A 16,453-nucleotide genomic window follows, 5' to 3' on the forward strand; every position below is an offset into this window, starting at 1 on the left:
CCGCAGGTCACTCCCCACCGTCTCCACCAGAGGACCGCTTCGTGACCGACACCTCCACCCCGTCCCCGCCGCGGGACACCGCCGAACCCGCCGCCGCCAAGGGCAGGTTCGGCGACCGCATGTTCCTGGGCCTGTCCAAGGGCGCCGCGCTGGCGATCCTTGCGATCCTCGCGGGCGTCGCGATCTTCCTGACCGCAGAAGGCCTGCCGGGGATCACCGCCTCACCCGACGAGGTCAAGAGCGGCAAGACGTTCCTGGCGTTCGTGCTCCCGCTCGTCTTCGGCACGCTCTGGAGCGCGACGCTGGCGCTCGTGATCGCGGTGCCGCTCGCGGTCGCTGTGGCGTTGTTCCTCACCTACTACGTCCCCCGCAGGTTCGGTCAGACCCTCGGCTACGTCATCGACCTGCTCGCCGCTGTCCCGTCGGTCGTCTTCGGTCTCTGGGGCATGCGGGTCCTCGCCGGCAAGCTCGTCGGGCCGTACGAATGGCTCGAGGCGCACCTCGGGTTCCTCCCGTTCTTCGGCGGCCCCGCCTCCGCGACCGGTCGCACCATCCTCACCGCCGCGATCGTGCTCGCCGTGATGATCCTGCCGATCATGACGGCCATCGCGCGCGAGGTCTTCCGCCAGACGCCGGTGCTCCTCGAGGAGGCGGCGCTCGCCCTCGGAGCGACCCGCTGGGAGATGATCCGCACGGTCGTCCTGCCGCACGGCCGCTCCGGGATGATCGGCGGCGCGATGCTCGGCCTCGGGCGTGCGCTCGGCGAGACGATGGCCGTCGCGATGGTCCTCTCGGCCTCCGGCGTCATCACCTTCAACCTCATCAGCTCGACGAACCCGAGCACGATCCCGGCCAACATCGCGCTGCAGTTCAACGAGGCCTCGGGGCTGACGGTGAACGCGCTGATCGCGTCCGGGCTGGTGCTCTTCCTCATCACCTTCGCCGTCAACGTCGGCGCGCGCGCCGTCGTGAACCGGCGCAAGGAGTTCTCGGGAGCCAACGCATGACCACGACCGCACCTCCTGCTCCCGAGCGCGACGCCGCACCCACGAGGCTGCGCAGCTGGCACCAGCCGCAGCTCCCGCGCGGATCCGGCTGGTACGCCCTGGCGCTCGCCGTCGTCGTCGCGTCGGCGCTACACGCCGGTCTCGACCTCCCCCTCGTCCCGTCCCTGCTGGCGGGCTGGGCCGTGGTCGGGATCGGCTTCCCGATCCTCTCGTACGCGATCGAGGGCCGGCGCAAGGCCATCGACCGGCTGGTCACCATCGGGGTCTCGAGCGCCTTCGCGCTGGCGATGGTGCCGCTGGTCTCGATCCTGTGGACCGTGCTCAAGAACGGGCTGCCGGTCCTCTCGGCGGAGTTCTTCGGCTACTCGATGCGCAACGTCGTCGGCGAGGGCGGCGGCATCTACCACGCGATCTGGGGCACGGTCCTCATCACCGCAGCCGCCGCGGTGATGTCGGTGCCGCTGGGTCTGCTCACGGCGGTCTACCTCGTCGAGTACGGCGGCGACGGGCGTCTCGCCAAGGCGATCCGCTTCCTCGTCGACGTCATGACCGGCATCCCGTCGATCGTCGCGGGCCTGTTCGCGTATGCCCTGTTCGTGGTGTTCTTCGGACCGGGGGTCCGGATGGGGCTCGCCGGCGCGGTCGCGCTGACCGTGCTGATGACGCCGGTCGTCGTCCGCTCCTGCGAGGAGATGCTCCAGCTCGTCCCGAACGAGCTGCGCGAGGCGGCGTACGCGCTCGGTGTGCCCCGCTGGCGGGCGATCGTGAAGGTCGTCCTTCCGACCGCGCTCGCGGGTCTGGTCACCGGGATCACGCTCGCCGTCGCGCGCGTGATCGGCGAGACCGCGCCGCTCCTCATCACGGTGGGGATCACCGACTCGACCAACGTCAACCTGTTCGACGGGCGCATGGCAACCCTGCCGGTGTTCACCTACAGCTCCATCATGAGCCCGGGAGTCCCGCCCGAGCCGTCCATCGCACGGGCCTGGGGTGCCGCACTCGTGCTGATGCTGATCGTGATGGTGCTCAACCTCGTGGCCCGACTCGTGACCTACTTCTTCTCTCCCAAGGACAAGCGATGAGCATGCGATCCGTACTCCGCGACTCCGCCACGACGCCGGCAACCGGCGCGTCGGCCGCCGGCACCGCCCCCCGTCCCGCCGCGATCGGCATCGACGTGGAGGACCTCGACATCTACTACGGGGACGTCCACGCCGTCCGTGGCGTGACGCTCGCGATCCCGGCCCAGTCGGTGACGGCCGTGATCGGCCCGTCGGGATGTGGCAAGTCGACGTTCCTGCGCTCGCTCAACCGCATGCACGAGGTCGCCCCCGGCGCCCGCGTCGAGGGGACGGTCCGCGTCGACGGACGCGACCTGTACGCGCCGGGAGTCGACCCCGTGCTCGTACGCCGCGAGATCGGCATGGTCTTCCAGCGCCCGAACCCGTTTCCGACGATGTCGATCCGCGACAACGTCCTCGCCGGCGTACGCCTCAACGGCGGCCGACTCAAGAAGGACGAGGCCGAGGCGCTGACCGAGCGCTCGCTGCGTGGGGCGAACCTCTGGGACGAGGTCAAGGACCGTCTGAACCGTCCCGGTGCCGGGCTCTCGGGCGGCCAGCAGCAGCGGCTCTGCATCGCCCGCGCGATCGCCGTGGAGCCGCAGGTGCTGCTGATGGATGAGCCGTGCTCGGCACTCGACCCGATCTCGACCAGCGCGATCGAGGACCTGATCGGCCAGCTCAAGGAGACGTACACGATCGTCATCGTCACCCACAACATGCAGCAGGCGGCCCGGGTGTCCGACGAGACGGCGTTCTTCAACCTCGCCGGTATCGGCGAGCCCGGGCAGCTCATCGAGTCCGGGTCGACGACCAAGATCTTCTCGAACCCCGACAACCCCTCGACCGAGGCCTACATCACCGGCCGCTTCGGGTAGGCCGTACGGCGCTGGCCCCGTACGAAAAGGCGTCCTCCGACCCAGTGGGTCGGAGGGCGCCTTTGTGCGTGGTCTCGACAGGCTCGACCAGCGGGGGTGTCGACAGGCCCCTACGGCAGGAACAGTGCGCAGATCCAGTAGGTGACCGCCGCCACGAGCGCCGCGGCGGGGATCGTCACGATCCACGCCATCACGATGCCCCGCGCGACGCCCCAACGAACGGCGCTGAACCGCTTGGTGGCGCCAGCGCCCATGATCGACGAGGTGATCGTGTGGGTCGTCGAGACCGGAGCGTGCAGACCGATCGCCATCACGTACAGCACCGCTGCCGCCGTCGCCTCGGCTGCGAAGCCGCGAGCCGGGTCGAGGTGGATGATGCGGCGCCCGAGGGTACGCATGATGCGCCAGCCGCCCGAGTACGTCCCGAGCGAGATCGCTGTGGCCGCGCCGACCTTGACCCACAGTGGGATGCCGTCGTCGGCTGCCACGTATCCACCGGCGAGCAGCGCGAGGAACATGACGCCCATCGTCTTCTGCGCGTCCTGGAGACCGTGACCGAGCGCCATCGCGGCGGCCGAGACGGTCTGCGCGAGCCGGAACCCGCGCATCGTCCGGTGCGGGTTGCGATGCCGGAAGATCCACATGATCGCCAGCATGAGCAAGAACGCGCCGCTGAAGCCGACCACCGGCGAGATCACCATCGGGATGGCGACCTTGTCCACCACCGTGTTCCACTCGACGGTGCTCGCCGACGCGACACCGGCGCCGACCAGGCCGCCGATCAGCGCGTGGGACGAGGACGACGGAAGCCCGAAGTACCAGGTGATGAGGTTCCAGACGATCGCACCGACCAGCGCCGAGAGCACGACGGTGAGGCCGTGATTGCCGTCGCCCTCGACGCCTTCGGCGATGATGCTGCCAACCGTGTCTGCGACCTCGGTGCCGAGGAACGCTCCGATGAAGTTCATGATCGCGGCCATCACAAGAGCGATTCGCGGTGTCAGTGCCCGGGTGGACACTGACGTCGCGATCGCGTTGGCCGCATCGTGGAAGCCGTTGGTGTAGTCGAAGATCAGCGCAACGCTGATGACGAGGACGACCATGACCAGGGTGAGGTCCACCCTCAGGACTCCTTGACTGCGATCTGTTCGACCGTGTTGGCCACGGACTCGAGCGCGTCGACCGCGTCCTCGAGGGACTCGACGACGTCCTTGAGCTTGAGGACCTCGAGCGCCTTGTACTCGCCGGAGAAGAGTTTGGCGAGGATCCGGCGGTAGTCACGGTCGGCCTGGTTCTCGAGACGGTTGATCTCGATCCAGTACTCGGACAGGTCGGTCATCGTCCGCAGACGCGGCATGGCCTCGGCGGTGAGCTCGCAGCCTCGCTGGATCACTTCCACCATCGTGGCCATCCGGGACGGCATCGACTCCAGCTCGTAGAGGACGACCAGGTCGCCCGCCTCTTCAATGAAGTCCATGACGTCATCGAGGCTGCTGGCGAGCTTGTAGATGTCCTCACGGTCGAACGGCGTCACGAACGTCTGGTTGACGCGGTTGATGATCGCGTGTGTCGTGTCGTCGGCCGCGTGCTCGACCTCGCTCAGTTGCTTGGCGACAGCATCACGATCGGAGGACGCGTCCAGCATCTTCGCCAGGAGGTTCGCGCCGTCCACGAGGTGGTTCGCGAGCTCCGTGAAGAGGTCATAGAAGGATGTTTCAGTCGGTCGGATACGCAACCGCACGACAAGCTCCCGTCAGGGTGGGGTAAGGCCGCATTAATGGTAGGTCCTGCCCCTAGAGAGCGCGCAGGACGCCCTGGGTGTAGGCCGCGCGAGTGCGTCAGGCGCAGCCCTGGTGAGGGCGTACGCCTAGGATCTCATCGACGATCTGCTGGCTCAATGGACCGGGCGTCTCCGACGCGGCGATCATCAGGTTGCTCGTCATCTCGATCTCGTCAAGTGCGTCCTGATCGCGGAGACGCACGTCCAAGGGCTCCGGTGTCGCCACGACGACCTCCTCCGCTCCAGGTCGACGGCTGTACCGCTTCAGGCTACGTGGTGTTCGGCGGGCAGGTGCCACGGATCCGAGAATCGGTGGAAAATCGACCGACCTCGCATCTGACCCCCTGGTAGAGCGGTGCGGATCGACTCTTGAGAGGGCGTTTGGCAACTGCATCCGTCGTCCGCTCAGGTAGTTTCGCGTGACATCCGCCCTCGGAAGGCGGGCGAGAGGGTCCCTCGCCCGCCCTCACGTCACCGCACCCGCAGCGACACGACCTTCGATCTCGCGCTGGCGTAGCTGCCGCTGGAGGGGACGAACGTCACCGTGATCTTGTGCTTGCCCCTCTTGAGGGTGCGCTTGCCGAGCGTGTACGAGGCCCTTCCGGCGCGGACCTTGGCCTTCTTGAGCACCTTCGTACCGTCACGGAACACGACGGTGCCCGTCGGGGAGCCTGCGCCGACCCGGACGGTGGCCTTCAGGGTTGCCCGCGTCCGGCCGTACCTGGTGCTCTTCGGCTTCACGACCAGCGTCGCGCTCGAGGCGACCTTGGGCACGACCGCGGACTGCCCGGAGGTCGCCGTCGGGATGCTGAAGCCCGCCTTGACGCCGGTCACACGGACGGCGAGACGCCGACCGACGTCGGCGACCTGCACCCGGTACGAGGCGCCCGTGGCTCCGGCGATCGGAGCGCCGTTGCGCAGCCACTGGTAGCGGAAACCGCTCGGTCCACCGATCCAGGTGCCGGCGGAGGCGCGGACGACCGCTCCCGGACGGACTGCGCCGCTGACGGCCGGGGCCGAGCGCCGGACGGGGACTCGTGCCAGGTCGAGGATGCCGGTGCCGCAGGTCGCGGTCGTGCAGTCCCAGGGCGCGAGGTCACCGCCGTAGCGGGGGAACGGCTGGACAGCCGCGCGCAACGCGCTCTCGATCTGCGCCGGAGAGGTCGTGCCCAGGGACGCGATCAGCGCGGCGGCGCCGGAGACCGCCGGTGCGGCCATGCTCGTGCCGTCGTACTCGGCGTATGCCGGGTTGTCGGGGGTGGTGGTGCCGTCGTTGAGCGTCGAGAGCACGCCGCGCATCCCGATCTCGGGGATGCTCTCCCCGCCCGGCGCCGACAGGTCGACCGTGGGCCCCGAGTTGGAGTAGGAGGCCCGCTGGCCGTACTCCTCTGTCGCGCCGACCGTGACGACGCCCGCACAGTTCGCAGGTGTCACCTCCGCGGCATCGAGGTCCTCGTTTCCTGCCGCGGCGACCAGCACGCTGCCACGGGCCCGCGCTGCGGCGATCGTCGAGTTCCACACGGCCGGGCAAGCCCCGCCGGCCCCGCCGAACGACATGTTGATCACCTTGGCAGGAGTGGTGTTGACCGGAAGTCCCGGAACGACACCGCCCGATGCCCAGGTGATCGCCGCGAGGATGTCGGAGTCGATCCCGCCACACGTGCCGAGGACGCGGACGTGCTGAACCTTGACGCCCGGCGCGTTGCCGGCGATGCCCCGCGCGTTGCCCGAGGCCGCGGCCACGATGCCCGCGACGTGGGTCCCGTGCCAGCTGCTGTCGTACTCGTCGTCCAGGTCACATTGCCCGAGCTCCACCCAGTCGCCCTCGTCGGCGGGGTCCGCGTCGCGACCGTCGCCGTCACGCGCCCACTCAGCGGTGCCCTCGCTCATCATGTCGAAGCCCGCGACCGTGTTGGCGTCGAGATCAGGGTGCGTGGTGCGTCCGGTGTCGAGCACCGCGACGACGACCGAGGACGAGCCGCGGGTCGCACGCCAGAGCGCCGGGTTGTGGGTTCCGTAGCCACCCGACGGCAGTGCCGCCCCGTCGGCGACGTCGCGTGTGTCCCACAAGGCCCACTGGTCGGCGAAGAACGTGTCGTTGGGCGTCACCGGAGAGGCGGTGCGGATGGTCCGGTAGCGGTCGGGCACGACGGAGGCGATGCCAGGCAGCTCAGCAACCTCTGCGGCCGCCTTCTGCGCGTCCGCGAGCGAGGCGGGCTCGGCGAAGCGGATCGCGCTCGTGTCGGCGCTCACCGGCACGGTCGCCGGGGCGAGCGCGCCCACCTCGGCCTTGGCGACCTTCCGGGCCGCGGCCGTGACGGTGGAGGACCGCGTCGTCGCCACCTTGTCGTACGTGACGAGGAGGCCCGCGGCGCGGCTCGGGACGGAGCGCACTTCGTGGACCTGGGCAGCGGCGCGGGTCTTCGCGGCTGCGTCCGGTCCGGACCCGGTGGTCGGCGGATCGTCTGCGGCGGTCGCCGCAGGCGCGGCGGCAGCGATCAGCGCCACTGCGGTCGCCGCGAGAGCGAGGCGCCGCAGGGGGCGCGAGGGAGAGGTGGGCAGCATCGTGCGGCTCCTGGCAAGCGGAGGGATGTCGCCAAGAAGATAAGCCGCAAAACTCTCGCGCGTGGCCGAATCCGCGAGGTTGCGCCCATGCGCGGGTCTTCGGTAGGCCCCGTGGGACTCGAACCCACAACCCACGGATTAAAAGTCCGTTGCTCTGCCAATTGAGCTAGAGGCCCAGGGGATCGGGACACCCGTCCCCTGGCGGTCAGTATGCAGGACGTCGGGGAGTGACGGCCGAGGACCCGCACAGGACGGCGGTGTCAGCAGAACGTGCGTACGCCCTTGGGCTTGAGCGCGTGGTCGCGGTAGACGACCGGGAGCATGGCTCCGTAGCGCGTGCAGGTCCACCGGAAGTCCTTGCGCCGATACTCGACGGCGATGACCCGGCGACCGTACGAGCGCACGTCGGCCGCGCACTCGCGCCACTGGCCGCACTGTTCCGCGATGGCGAAGTCGAAGCCGATCTTCTTGCCGTTGAGCTCGGCGAAGTTCTTCTGCCCCACGGCGAGCCCGACGGCGTGTGCGGACTTCACGAGGCGTTTCGCGTACGCGACGGCCTGCTTGCGACTGATGAGGCCGCGGCTTCGAAGGAAGGAGTCGAGGTTGTCGAGCTCGACGGCGTCGTAGCCGGCACGGGCGCAGCCCTTCATCCAGGTGCGCATGACCTTCGCGAGCTTCGCACGCTTGGCGCCCGTCCGGATGTCGAGCAGCCACTCGTTCCACTCGGTGTCCTTGACGGCCTTGCCGTTCCTCTTCAGCACGAGGTGCCAGCGCTTGTGGCGCCAGGACTTGCGCTCGCTTCTCTGGGTCTGGAAGGCGTTGACATAGCAGATGTTGTAGCGGCCGGCGAGAGGCTTCGCCTTCCGGTCGCGTACGACGATGCCGACGCTGGAGGGAACGCTGCGGATCCCGCCGAGCTGGTAGTCGACGTGCACGCCGGTCGGGAGAGGCTTCGGCTCCGGCGCGGCCTGCACAGGAGCCACGACGAGGGAGAGCAGCAGGCCTAGCGCGATGAGGATCACCGTGGCTGCCTTGAGAGAGCGAGCCCGGAAGGTCGTGAAGACTGACATCTATTCGTCGCCGACCGCGCGGCCGGCTGCTCCCCCGTACTGGATGACGACGGCTCCGGGCTCGACGCCCCGCAACGGCCGCTGGAGCGTGTCGAGTCGACCGACGTCTGGCGGCTCAGAGCCGATGACCACGACGACGGCCTCGCGCTCGGGATCGAGCTCGACCGCGACGGCGTGCTGGGGCGCGGGTGCGAGGGTGCGCCACTGTTGCGCGAACACGGCAGCCCACGCTGCGCGGAGCTCGTCGGCGGTGCGTCCGGAGACGCGGATCTCAAGTCCTTGCCTGGCCTTGTCCGGAAGATCTGCGGTGAGCCTCGAGACGAGGGCGGCACCGTCCGTCCCTCTCGTGACGACCAGCGTGTATCCGTCCACCGTGCTGCCGATGACGCCGATCACGCCCGAGTCGAGACCGACCGGGAGTCCGTCGGCAGGCTTCTCCCCCGGAGGCGTCAGCAGTGCGGTGATCCGCCGGCCGACCTCCCGCTGGATCTTCGTCGATCGAGGCGCGGCAAGGGGGGTGGCGTCGGGCACCGCGGCGGCGGTGGGGACGCTGGTGGACACCAACCGCACCTCGTGGCTCTGCACGAGCGGACGCTCAGCGGTGAGCAGGACGAGGCCGCAGAGCACGGCGGTGACAGGGGCAGCGGTACGCGAGAGTCTGGACAAGCCGGCTCCTTTGTCGCACAGGTTGCCTCAAGGACAGTACCGCGCGAACGGCACAAGCGCGGCGTACGTGGTCAGCAGCGCCGAAGGGTGAGGGCGAGTGTGACCCACGCCACGAACACGCCTAAGGTGCTCTCACCTATCGGAGGGAGAACCCACGTGTCCATCGCACACAAGGCCGCCGCCGTCCTCGCGGCGTGCGGCCTGACCCTCAGCGGACTGGCAGCCGCCTCGCCTGCGCTCGCCGCAGACCCCGGCCCCCGCTACTACGTCTCACTGGGCGACTCGCTGGCGACCGGCTGGCAGCCGGACTCGCGGGCGGACGAGCCGGAGACCGCGTACACGGGCCGCCTGTACGAGAAGCTCAAGGAGTCCGACCCCTACCTCGAGCACGAGGCGTTCGGGTGCGCCGGCGCCACCGCACGCTCGGTGCTCACCGGCAAGCACGCCAACGGCAACCCGGGCGCGTGCGCGTACGACGAAGGCACGCAGCTGGCAGCCGCGGTGACGTTCCTGAAGGAGCACCCCGGCCAGGTCGCCTACGTCTCGGTCGGCATCGGCGCCAACGACGTGCACCCGTGCGTGCCCGCAGGAGCCGACGGCGACGACATGCTGACCTGCCTCACCAAGCGCATCCAGTCGGTCGGTGCGGACGTGTCCGCGATCGACGCCGCGCTGCGCGAGGCCGGCGGCGCCAAGCCTCGCTACCTCGGCATGACGTACTACAACCCGTTCCTCGCCGGTTGGGTCGGAGGCAACAGGGCGCTCGCCGAGCTCTCGGTCGGTGTCGCGCAGTCGCTCAACGACACCATCACGGCGGCGAACACCAAGAACGGCTTCGTGACCGCGGACGTCGCCGGCACGTTCTCGTCGAACGACAAGACGCTGGTCGACCTCCCCGGCTACCCCGAGCAGGTCCCGCTCAACGTCGCCCGCGTCTGCGGATGGACGTGGATGTGCAGCAACGGCGACATCCACGCCAACGACACAGGCCACCAGAAGATCGCCGACGCGTTCGTGACGGCTCTCGCTCCGAAACCCCAGCTGCCCAAGCCGACCCCGCCGAAGCCGGCGCCGGCGCCGGTCGTGAAGGTCGCGACGACGACGAGTGCGAAACTCGTCGGCAAGCACCGCATCACGACCAAGAAGCGCGCCGCCGTACGCGTCCGCGTCCGTGCCGCACGGGGCGTCAAGCCCGGCGGCATGCTCGTCGTCAAGGACGGCAAGCGCACGCTCAAGAGGGTGCGCGTCGGCGCGAGCGGCATCAAGCGGATCACGCTGCCCCGCCTCAAGAAGGGCAAGCACCGCATCACGGTGACGTACGGCGGGTCCAAGACCACGAAGTCGAGCCGGTCGAAGCCGATCCGGATCACGGTCGTCAAGCGCCGCTGACCCTGAAGCCGACTGTGCGGTCGATCGGCGCTCCGTACGAGCACCGATCGACCGCACACACGCGCCGGCGCCTACTCCTTTGTGCTGAAGGCGGCGTCGAAGGCGGCAGCCGGGGCGTCGAAGAGGTTCTGCTTCACGAACGCCAGCGCCTCGGGAGCCCCGACGAGACGGTCCATGCCCGCGTCCTCCCACTCGATCGAGACGGGCCCGTCGTAGCCGATCGTGTTGAGCATCCGGAAGCATGCTTCCCACGGGACGTCACCGCGCCCCGTCGACACGAAGTCCCAGCCGCGCCGAGGGTCGGCCCACGGCAGGTGCGAGCCGAGCCGTCCGTTGCGTCCGTTGCCGACCTGCTTCTTCGCGTCCTTGCAGTCGACGTGGTAGATCCGGTCCTGGAAGTCCCACAGGAACCCGAGCGGGTCAAGGTCCTGCCAGACGAAGTGCGACGGGTCCCAGTTGAGGCCGAACGCCTCCCTGTGACCGATCGCCTCGAGCGTGCGGACGGTCGTCCAGTAGTCGTACGCGATCTCGCTCGGGTGGACCTCGTGTGCGAACCGCACCCCTTCGGCGTCGAAGACGTCGAGGATCGGGTTCCAGCGGTTCGCGAAGTCCTCGTACCCGGCGTCGATGAGGGCCTGCGAGGCCGGAGGGAACATCGCGACGTACTTCCAGATGGACGATCCGGTGAATCCGACGACCGTGTCGACGCCGAGCAGCCGTGCGGCACGGGCGGTGTTCTTCATCTCCTCGGCCGCGCGCTGACGGACGCCTTCGGGATCACCGTCGCCCCAGATCCGGTCGGGCAGGATGTCGCGGTGGCGCAGATCGATCGGGTCGTCGCACACGGCCTGGCCCTTGAGGTGGTTGGAGATCGCGTGCACCTCGAGGCCGTACTTGTCGAGCACCTCCCGCTTCGCCTGGACATAGCCGTCGTCCTCGACCGCGGCCCACGGGTCGAAGTGGTCGCCCCAGCAGGCGATCTCGAGCCCGTCGTAGCCCCAGCCCGACGCCAGCCGCGCCACCTCCTCGAACGGCAGGTCGGCCCACTGTCCGGTGAAGAGGGTGATCGGTCGCGTCATGACGCGCCTCCTTGTCGCCCGGCGTGCGGGCCCTCGGCGGTGCCCGCGTCGTGCGGCACCTTCTGGTGACGGGACTCGTCCATTGCACTGGCCTCCACAGCGGCGAGCACACGCTGGACCGAGAGCCCGTCGGCGAATGACGGGGTCGGCTGCTCGCCCGCGGCGATGGCGTTGACGAGGTCGACGACCTGGTGGGTGAAGCCGTGCTCGTAGCCGAGACCGTGACCCGCAGGCCACCACGCACCCGCGTACGGGTGGGTCGGCTCGGTGACGACGATGCGGCGGAAGCCCGCGGTCTCGGCCGGCTCGGTCGCGTCGTAGAAGTGGAGAAGGTTCATCTCCTCGAAGTCGAACGCGAGGGCGCCGTCCGACCCGCTGATCTCCAGGCGCATCGCGTTCTTGCGGCCGGTCGCGAACCGGGTCGCCTCGAAGACGCCGAGGGCACCGTTGTCGAAGCGTGCCGTGAACGCCGCGGCGTCGTCGACCGTCACCGGGCCGCGCTCGGCGTCGGCACTGCCGCTCCCCCCGAGCGTGCCGTGGTCGCCGGCGACGGGTCGGCTGTCGACGAAGGTCTGGAGCACGCCGCTCACCGAGCTGATCGCGGACCCGGTGAGGAACTGGGCCGCGTCGACGAGGTGCGCACCGATGTCGCCCAGTGCGCCGGACCCGGCGAGCGTCTTGTCGAGGCGCCAGCTGAGAGGGGCGTCGGCGTCGGTGAGCCAGTCCTGGAGGTATTGCGCCCGGACGTGCCGGATCGTCCCAAGCCGCCCGACGGCGACCAGCTGCCGGGCGAACGTCAGCGCGGGGGTACGGCGGTAGGTGAAGCCCACCATCGCGTACACGCCGCGCGTGGCGGCCTCGGCCGCCGCCTCGGCCATCAGCTCGGCCTCTTCGACCGTGTTGGCGAGCGGCTTCTCGCACAGGACGTGCTTGCCGGCGCGCAGAGCGGCGACGGCGATCTCCACGTGGGTGCTGCCGGGGGTGCAGATGTCGATCAGGTCGATGTCGTCACGGGCGATCAGCGCGTGCCAGTCAGACTCGACGGACTCCCAGCCGAAGCGGTCGGCGACCGCCTGCGCGGCGGCGACGTCTCGTCCGCACAGGGCGCGCAGCCGAGGAGCGAGGGGGAGGTCGAAGAAGGAGGGCGCGGTGCGCCACGCCTGGGAGTGCGCCGCGCCCATGAAGGCGTAGCCGACCTGCCCGACGCCGAGCTCACGTGAGGTGTCTGTCATGGGGTTCCTTCGGGCGGAGGGGCGTGAGGAGGCGGCGCACACCCCGCCGAGCGGGCCGGCGGGGTGTGCGGCCGTCGTCAGGACTCGAAGGCCGAGTCCATGTACTGGTCGACGTTCTCCTTGGTCACGGTCGGCGCCGCGAGCTGCACGACCCGCGGGACCTCGACCTCCGCGAGGTCGGACATCGAGCGGCCCTGCGCGATCAGCCGGGCGAGCTTGATGCCGTCCGCACCCTGCGTCGACGGATAGATGACGGTGGCCTTGAGGACGGTGTCGTCAGCCTCGATGGACCGCATCACGTTGGCCGAGCCGGCACCGCCGATCATGACGAACTCGTCTCGTCCGGCGTTCTCGATCGCGGCCAGCACACCGACGCCCTGGTCGTCGTCGTGGTTCCACAGGAAATCGATCTTCGGGGCGGCCTGCAGGAGGTTGGCCGCGGCACGTTCGCCGGTCTCGACGGTGAACTCCGCTGCGACACGGTTCGAGACCTTCAGCCCGCAGTCGGCCAGCGCGTCCTTGAACCCGCGCGAGCGGTCTTGGGTCAACGGCAGCGAGTCGATGCCCGCGATCTCGGCGACGATGGCATCGGTGTTGCCGTCGGCCTGCTCGCAGACGTAGCTCCCCGCAGAGACGCCCATGCCGTAGTTGTCGCCGAGCACGGTCGTCCGTGCCGCGAACGGCGAGTCGAACTCGCGGTCGACGTTGATCACCGGGATGCCGGCCTCCATCGCGCGGGTCGCCACGTCGGTCATCGCCGCACCGTCGAACGGCAGCAGGACGATGGCGTCGACCTTGTCGTTGATGAAGGTCTCGACCTGCGAGATCTGCAGGTTGACGTCGTTGGTGCCTTCGGCGTGGACCAGCTCGACGTCGTCGAACGCGCCAGCCTGATCGACAGCCGCATCGGTGATCGCCCCCATCCATCCGTGGTCGGCGGCAGGGGCCGAGAAGCCGATCCGTACGGTCTCGCCAGTCTCGGCGTTGTCGCCGGCGCCAGCGTTGGCGGCGTTGTCGTTGTCGCCGTCGTCGGAGCTGTTGGTGCACGCGGTCAGGGTCAGTGCGGCGGCCGCGAGGGCGCCGCCGATCGCCAACAGGCGTCGGCGCGGGGTGGTGGTGGACATTGCCGTCTCCTCGGTGGGGTCTAGGTGCTGCGGTTCGCCAGGCGCTGTTGGAGGAGCACAGCGACGACGATGATCACGCCCTTGGCGACGGCCTGGACGGACGTCGACAGGTTGTTGAGCGTGAAGACATTGGTGAGGGTGGTGAAGATCAGGACGCCCAGGAGCGTCCCGACCACGGTGCCGCGACCGCCGCTGAGCAGCGTGCCGCCGATGACGACCGCGGCGATGGCGTCGAGCTCCCACATCAGTCCGTGGGTGGACGACCCCGTCTGCGTGCGCGACATGAGCATCACGGCGGCCAGGCCGCAGGTGGCGCCCAGCAGCGCGTACAGGTAGACGGTGTGGCGCTGGACCTTGATGCCCGCGAGGCGCGCCGCCTCGGTGTTGCCGCCGACGGCAAACGTCCGCCGGCCGAACGTCGTGCGGTTGAGCAGGAACCATCCGGCGACGACGACGATCGCGAAGAGGAAGACGATCACCGGGATGCCGAACGGCCGGGCGCCGAGAGCGTCGCGGAACCCTTGGTCCCGGATGATCTGCGTCTTGCGGTCGGCGATGATCTCGGCGAGCCCCCGGGCACTGGCGAGCATCGCCAGCGTCGCGATGAACGGGACGATCTTGCCGTACGCGATGAGGACTCCGTTGATCACTCCGCAGGCGATGCCGACGCCGATCGCGGTCGTCACGATCACGATCCAGCCGACGTCCTCGGCCATCGCCTGGGTGCCCGTGGTCGACGCCCACACCGACGCGAGCGCGACGATCGCACCGACGGACAGGTCGATGCCACCGCCAGTGATCACGAACGTCATGCCGATCGCCACCACGCCGATCGCCGAGGCGAGGCTGAGGACGGTGATGACGTTGTCGGTGCTGGCGAACCGATCACCCGCGGTGACCAGCCCGACGACGCACAGCAGCACGAGGGCAACCACCAGGCCGAGGTTGCGGGCGACCCCGAGCGACCGAGCTCGCTTCTCCGGGCCGGCCGTGGTCGGCTGCGCGCTCCCTGTCACCGATGAGGTACTCACGCGGCGTCACCTTTCGATCCGTGGGTGGCTGTTCCGTGGGTGGCCAACTCGTGGGTGGCGAGGATCCGGTCGAGGACGGCGTGGGCGTCGAGCGAGTCGGACGTCCCGGAGTGAACGACCCGACCGTCAACCACCACGAGGACGCGGTCGGAGAGGCCGAGCACCTCGTCGATGTCGCTGGAGACGACCACGACCGCCAGGCCTTCGTCGGCGAGTGTGCGGACGAGGGCGTAGATCTCGCTGCGGGCACCGACGTCGACACCCCGGGTCGGCTCGTCGAGCAGGAGCACGCGGCACGACCGCAGCAGCCAGCGGGCGAGGACGACCTTCTGCTGGTTGCCGCCCGACAGCGTGCGTGTGATCCGGTCGGGATCGTCGGGGCGCAGGTCGACGGAGCGGGCGGCCTCGTGCGCGGCGGCCCGCTCGGCCGCATCACGCGTCGCGCCGAACCGGGAGAAGCGCGGCAGGCTCGCGAGCGAGATGTTTCGAGAGACGGCCTCGTCGAGGACCAGGCCTTGCGACTTGCGCTCCTCGGGGCACAGGCCGAGTCCGGCGGCCACGGCCCCGTCGACCGACCTCCGCCGCAGCACACGGCCGTCGACGGTGACGGAACCGCGCTGCGCCCGCCTGGCTCCGTACACGGTCTCGACGATCTCGCTGCGTCCCGCGCCCACCAGTCCGGCGAGTCCGACAATCTCGCCGGGCCGTACGGAGAACGAGACGTCGTCGAACTCCCCGTCGCGACCGAGGCCGTCGACGACCAGGATCGGCGGCGCGTCGGGGATCGGCTGGGCGCGCCGGGGGAACTCCGCTGACACCTCGCGGCCGGTCATGAGCGTGACGAGCTCCGCGGTGGGGGTGTCACGGGCAGACAGGTCGGCGGCGACCGTACGGCCGTCCTTGAGGACCGTCAGCCGGTCGCCGATGCGTCGGATCTCCTCGAGGCGGTGGGAGATGTAGACGATCGCCTGGCCGGACGACCGGAGGCCCTCGATCACGCGGAACAGGCCGTCGACCTCGTCGGGGTCGAGGACGGCGGACGGCTCGTCCATCACGATCACGCGTGCGCGGCGCGACAGGGCCCGTGCCACCGAGACGATCTGCTTGCCAGCCGCAGAGAGGCTGCCGATCTCGCGCGCGGGGCGGATCTCCGGGTGGCCCAGCGAGGTCAGCAGCTCGCGCGCCGCCCGGCGCGTGTCGGCGACGCGGGCGAACCCGAGGCGCGTCTTCTCGTGGCCCAGGAAGATGTTGTCGGCCACGCTCAGCCCGTCGACGAGATCGAGCTCCTGGTAGATCGTCGCGATCCCGGCGTCGAGCGCGGCCTGCGGATCGCTGAAGGACACCGGCGCGCCGTCCATGCGGATCTCGCCCTCGTCCACGGCATGGGCTCCGGAGAGCACCTTGATCAGCGTCGACTTGCCCGCACCGTTCTGGCCGAGGAGGCAGTGCACCTCTCCGGCGCGCACGGTGAGGTCGACGCCGTCGAGCGCGCGCACCCCAGGGAACTCCTTGACGATCCCGGTGAGCTGGAGGAGGGGCTCTGACATGCGCGTGATGCTAGTCACAGTCAA

Annotated in this window: 15 protein-coding genes and 1 tRNA gene; 4 read left to right on the forward strand and 12 right to left on the reverse strand. The window is 69.6% G+C overall.

The genetic code is table 11. The features are described 5' to 3' along the window. The first annotated feature begins 41 nt into the window (after positions 1-41). Genes pstC through pstB form a run of 3 tightly spaced genes read left to right on the forward strand, consistent with a single transcriptional unit; the run spans position 42 to position 2,946 of the window. Positions 42-1,007, forward strand: a complete 966-nt coding sequence (gene pstC / locus ACFSDF_RS06470) for a phosphate ABC transporter permease subunit PstC (RefSeq protein ID WP_243845031.1) — start codon at positions 42-44, stop codon at positions 1,005-1,007. After that, positions 1,004-2,089 carry a phosphate ABC transporter permease PstA gene (gene pstA / locus ACFSDF_RS06475; RefSeq protein ID WP_167249149.1) on the forward strand — a complete coding sequence of 362 codons (1,086 nt, stop codon included), beginning with the start codon at positions 1,004-1,006 and terminating at the stop codon, positions 2,087-2,089. The genes pstC and pstA overlap by 4 nt, the downstream gene beginning before the upstream one ends. Before the next feature lie 2 nt (positions 2,090-2,091). Continuing rightward, the gene (gene pstB, locus ACFSDF_RS06480) at positions 2,092-2,946 is read left to right on the forward strand and encodes a phosphate ABC transporter ATP-binding protein PstB (RefSeq protein ID WP_167002297.1); all 855 of its coding nucleotides are present in this window, start codon (positions 2,092-2,094) and stop codon (positions 2,944-2,946) included. A gap of 110 nt (positions 2,947-3,056) precedes the next feature. Here pstB and ACFSDF_RS06485 read toward each other — a convergent pair whose 3' ends face one another. From ACFSDF_RS06485 to ACFSDF_RS06515, 7 genes are all read right to left on the reverse strand, one after another. Continuing rightward, positions 3,057-4,049, reverse strand: a complete 993-nt coding sequence (locus ACFSDF_RS06485) for an inorganic phosphate transporter (RefSeq protein ID WP_167002295.1) — start codon at positions 4,047-4,049, stop codon at positions 3,057-3,059. Positions 4,050-4,069: 20 nt separating this feature from the next. Beyond that, the gene (locus ACFSDF_RS06490) at positions 4,070-4,687 is read right to left on the reverse strand and encodes a DUF47 domain-containing protein (RefSeq protein ID WP_167001396.1); all 618 of its coding nucleotides are present in this window, start codon (positions 4,685-4,687) and stop codon (positions 4,070-4,072) included. Between the two features lie 97 nt (positions 4,688-4,784). Continuing rightward, positions 4,785-4,952, reverse strand: a complete 168-nt coding sequence (locus ACFSDF_RS06495) for a hypothetical protein (protein ID WP_167001395.1) — start codon at positions 4,950-4,952, stop codon at positions 4,785-4,787. Positions 4,953-5,197: 245 nt separating this feature from the next. Further along, entirely contained in the window at positions 5,198-7,291 is a 2,094-nt protein-coding gene (locus ACFSDF_RS06500; protein ID WP_377156734.1) for a S8 family serine peptidase, read from the reverse strand. Positions 7,292-7,394: 103 nt separating this feature from the next. Beyond that, positions 7,395-7,467: transfer RNA gene (locus tag ACFSDF_RS06505), tRNA-Lys, on the reverse strand. 84 nt (positions 7,468-7,551) lie between these two features. Continuing rightward, positions 7,552-8,361, reverse strand: a complete 810-nt coding sequence (locus ACFSDF_RS06510; protein ID WP_167001393.1) for an endo alpha-1,4 polygalactosaminidase — start codon at positions 8,359-8,361, stop codon at positions 7,552-7,554. Further along, entirely contained in the window at positions 8,362-9,027 is a 666-nt protein-coding gene (locus tag ACFSDF_RS06515) for a hypothetical protein (RefSeq protein WP_167001392.1), read from the reverse strand. Between the two features lie 156 nt (positions 9,028-9,183). Between ACFSDF_RS06515 and ACFSDF_RS06520 the strand changes: the two genes are divergently transcribed. Then, entirely contained in the window at positions 9,184-10,416 is a 1,233-nt protein-coding gene (locus ACFSDF_RS06520) for an SGNH/GDSL hydrolase family protein (protein WP_377156736.1), read from the forward strand. Positions 10,417-10,487: 71 nt separating this feature from the next. Here ACFSDF_RS06520 and ACFSDF_RS06525 read toward each other — a convergent pair whose 3' ends face one another. The 5 genes from ACFSDF_RS06525 to ACFSDF_RS06545 all read right to left on the reverse strand — a co-directional run bounded on the left by ACFSDF_RS06525 (position 10,488) and on the right by ACFSDF_RS06545 (position 16,429). Continuing rightward, positions 10,488-11,495, reverse strand: a complete 1,008-nt coding sequence (locus ACFSDF_RS06525; protein WP_167001390.1) for a sugar phosphate isomerase/epimerase family protein — start codon at positions 11,493-11,495, stop codon at positions 10,488-10,490. Then, complete coding sequence (locus tag ACFSDF_RS06530; RefSeq protein ID WP_377156739.1) at positions 11,492-12,727, reverse strand: Gfo/Idh/MocA family protein; 1,236 nt, start codon at positions 12,725-12,727, stop codon at positions 11,492-11,494. The genes ACFSDF_RS06525 and ACFSDF_RS06530 overlap by 4 nt, the downstream gene beginning before the upstream one ends. Positions 12,728-12,804: 77 nt before the next feature. Further along, on the reverse strand, positions 12,805-13,851 hold the full coding sequence (locus ACFSDF_RS06535) for a substrate-binding domain-containing protein (RefSeq protein ID WP_377156741.1): 1,047 nt from the start codon (positions 13,849-13,851) through the stop codon (positions 12,805-12,807). Positions 13,852-13,871: 20 nt separating this feature from the next. After that, positions 13,872-14,882 (reverse strand): ABC transporter permease, encoded by a 1,011-nt coding sequence (locus tag ACFSDF_RS06540; RefSeq protein WP_167001387.1) that lies wholly within the window; start codon positions 14,880-14,882, stop codon positions 13,872-13,874. Next, positions 14,879-16,429 (reverse strand): sugar ABC transporter ATP-binding protein, encoded by a 1,551-nt coding sequence (locus ACFSDF_RS06545; RefSeq protein ID WP_377156743.1) that lies wholly within the window; start codon positions 16,427-16,429, stop codon positions 14,879-14,881. The genes ACFSDF_RS06540 and ACFSDF_RS06545 overlap by 4 nt, the downstream gene beginning before the upstream one ends. Positions 16,430-16,453: the final 24 nt, after the last annotated feature.

It is taken from the genome of Mumia zhuanghuii (assembly GCF_042681565.1).
In the GTDB taxonomy this organism is placed as follows: domain Bacteria; phylum Actinomycetota; class Actinomycetes; order Propionibacteriales; family Nocardioidaceae; genus Mumia.

Bases quoted from the DNA above. Each gene is read 5' to 3' on its own strand.
- ACFSDF_RS06545 (WP_377156743.1), bottom strand. From the start codon at position 16,429: ATGTCAGAGCCCCTCCTCCAGCTCACCGGGATCGTCAAGGAGTTCCCT.
- pstB (WP_167002297.1), top strand. From the start codon at position 2,092: ATGCGATCCGTACTCCGCGACTCCGCCACGACGCCGGCAACCGGCGCG.
- ACFSDF_RS06510 (WP_167001393.1), bottom strand. From the start codon at position 8,361: ATGTCAGTCTTCACGACCTTCCGGGCTCGCTCTCTCAAGGCAGCCACG.
- ACFSDF_RS06485 (WP_167002295.1), bottom strand. From the start codon at position 4,049: ATGGTCGTCCTCGTCATCAGCGTTGCGCTGATCTTCGACTACACCAAC.
- ACFSDF_RS06525 (WP_167001390.1), bottom strand. From the start codon at position 11,495: ATGACGCGACCGATCACCCTCTTCACCGGACAGTGGGCCGACCTGCCG.
- ACFSDF_RS06535 (WP_377156741.1), bottom strand. From the start codon at position 13,851: ATGTCCACCACCACCCCGCGCCGACGCCTGTTGGCGATCGGCGGCGCC.
- ACFSDF_RS06500 (WP_377156734.1), bottom strand. From the start codon at position 7,291: ATGCTGCCCACCTCTCCCTCGCGCCCCCTGCGGCGCCTCGCTCTCGCG.
- pstA (WP_167249149.1), top strand. From the start codon at position 1,004: ATGACCACGACCGCACCTCCTGCTCCCGAGCGCGACGCCGCACCCACG.
- ACFSDF_RS06530 (WP_377156739.1), bottom strand. From the start codon at position 12,727: ATGACAGACACCTCACGTGAGCTCGGCGTCGGGCAGGTCGGCTACGCC.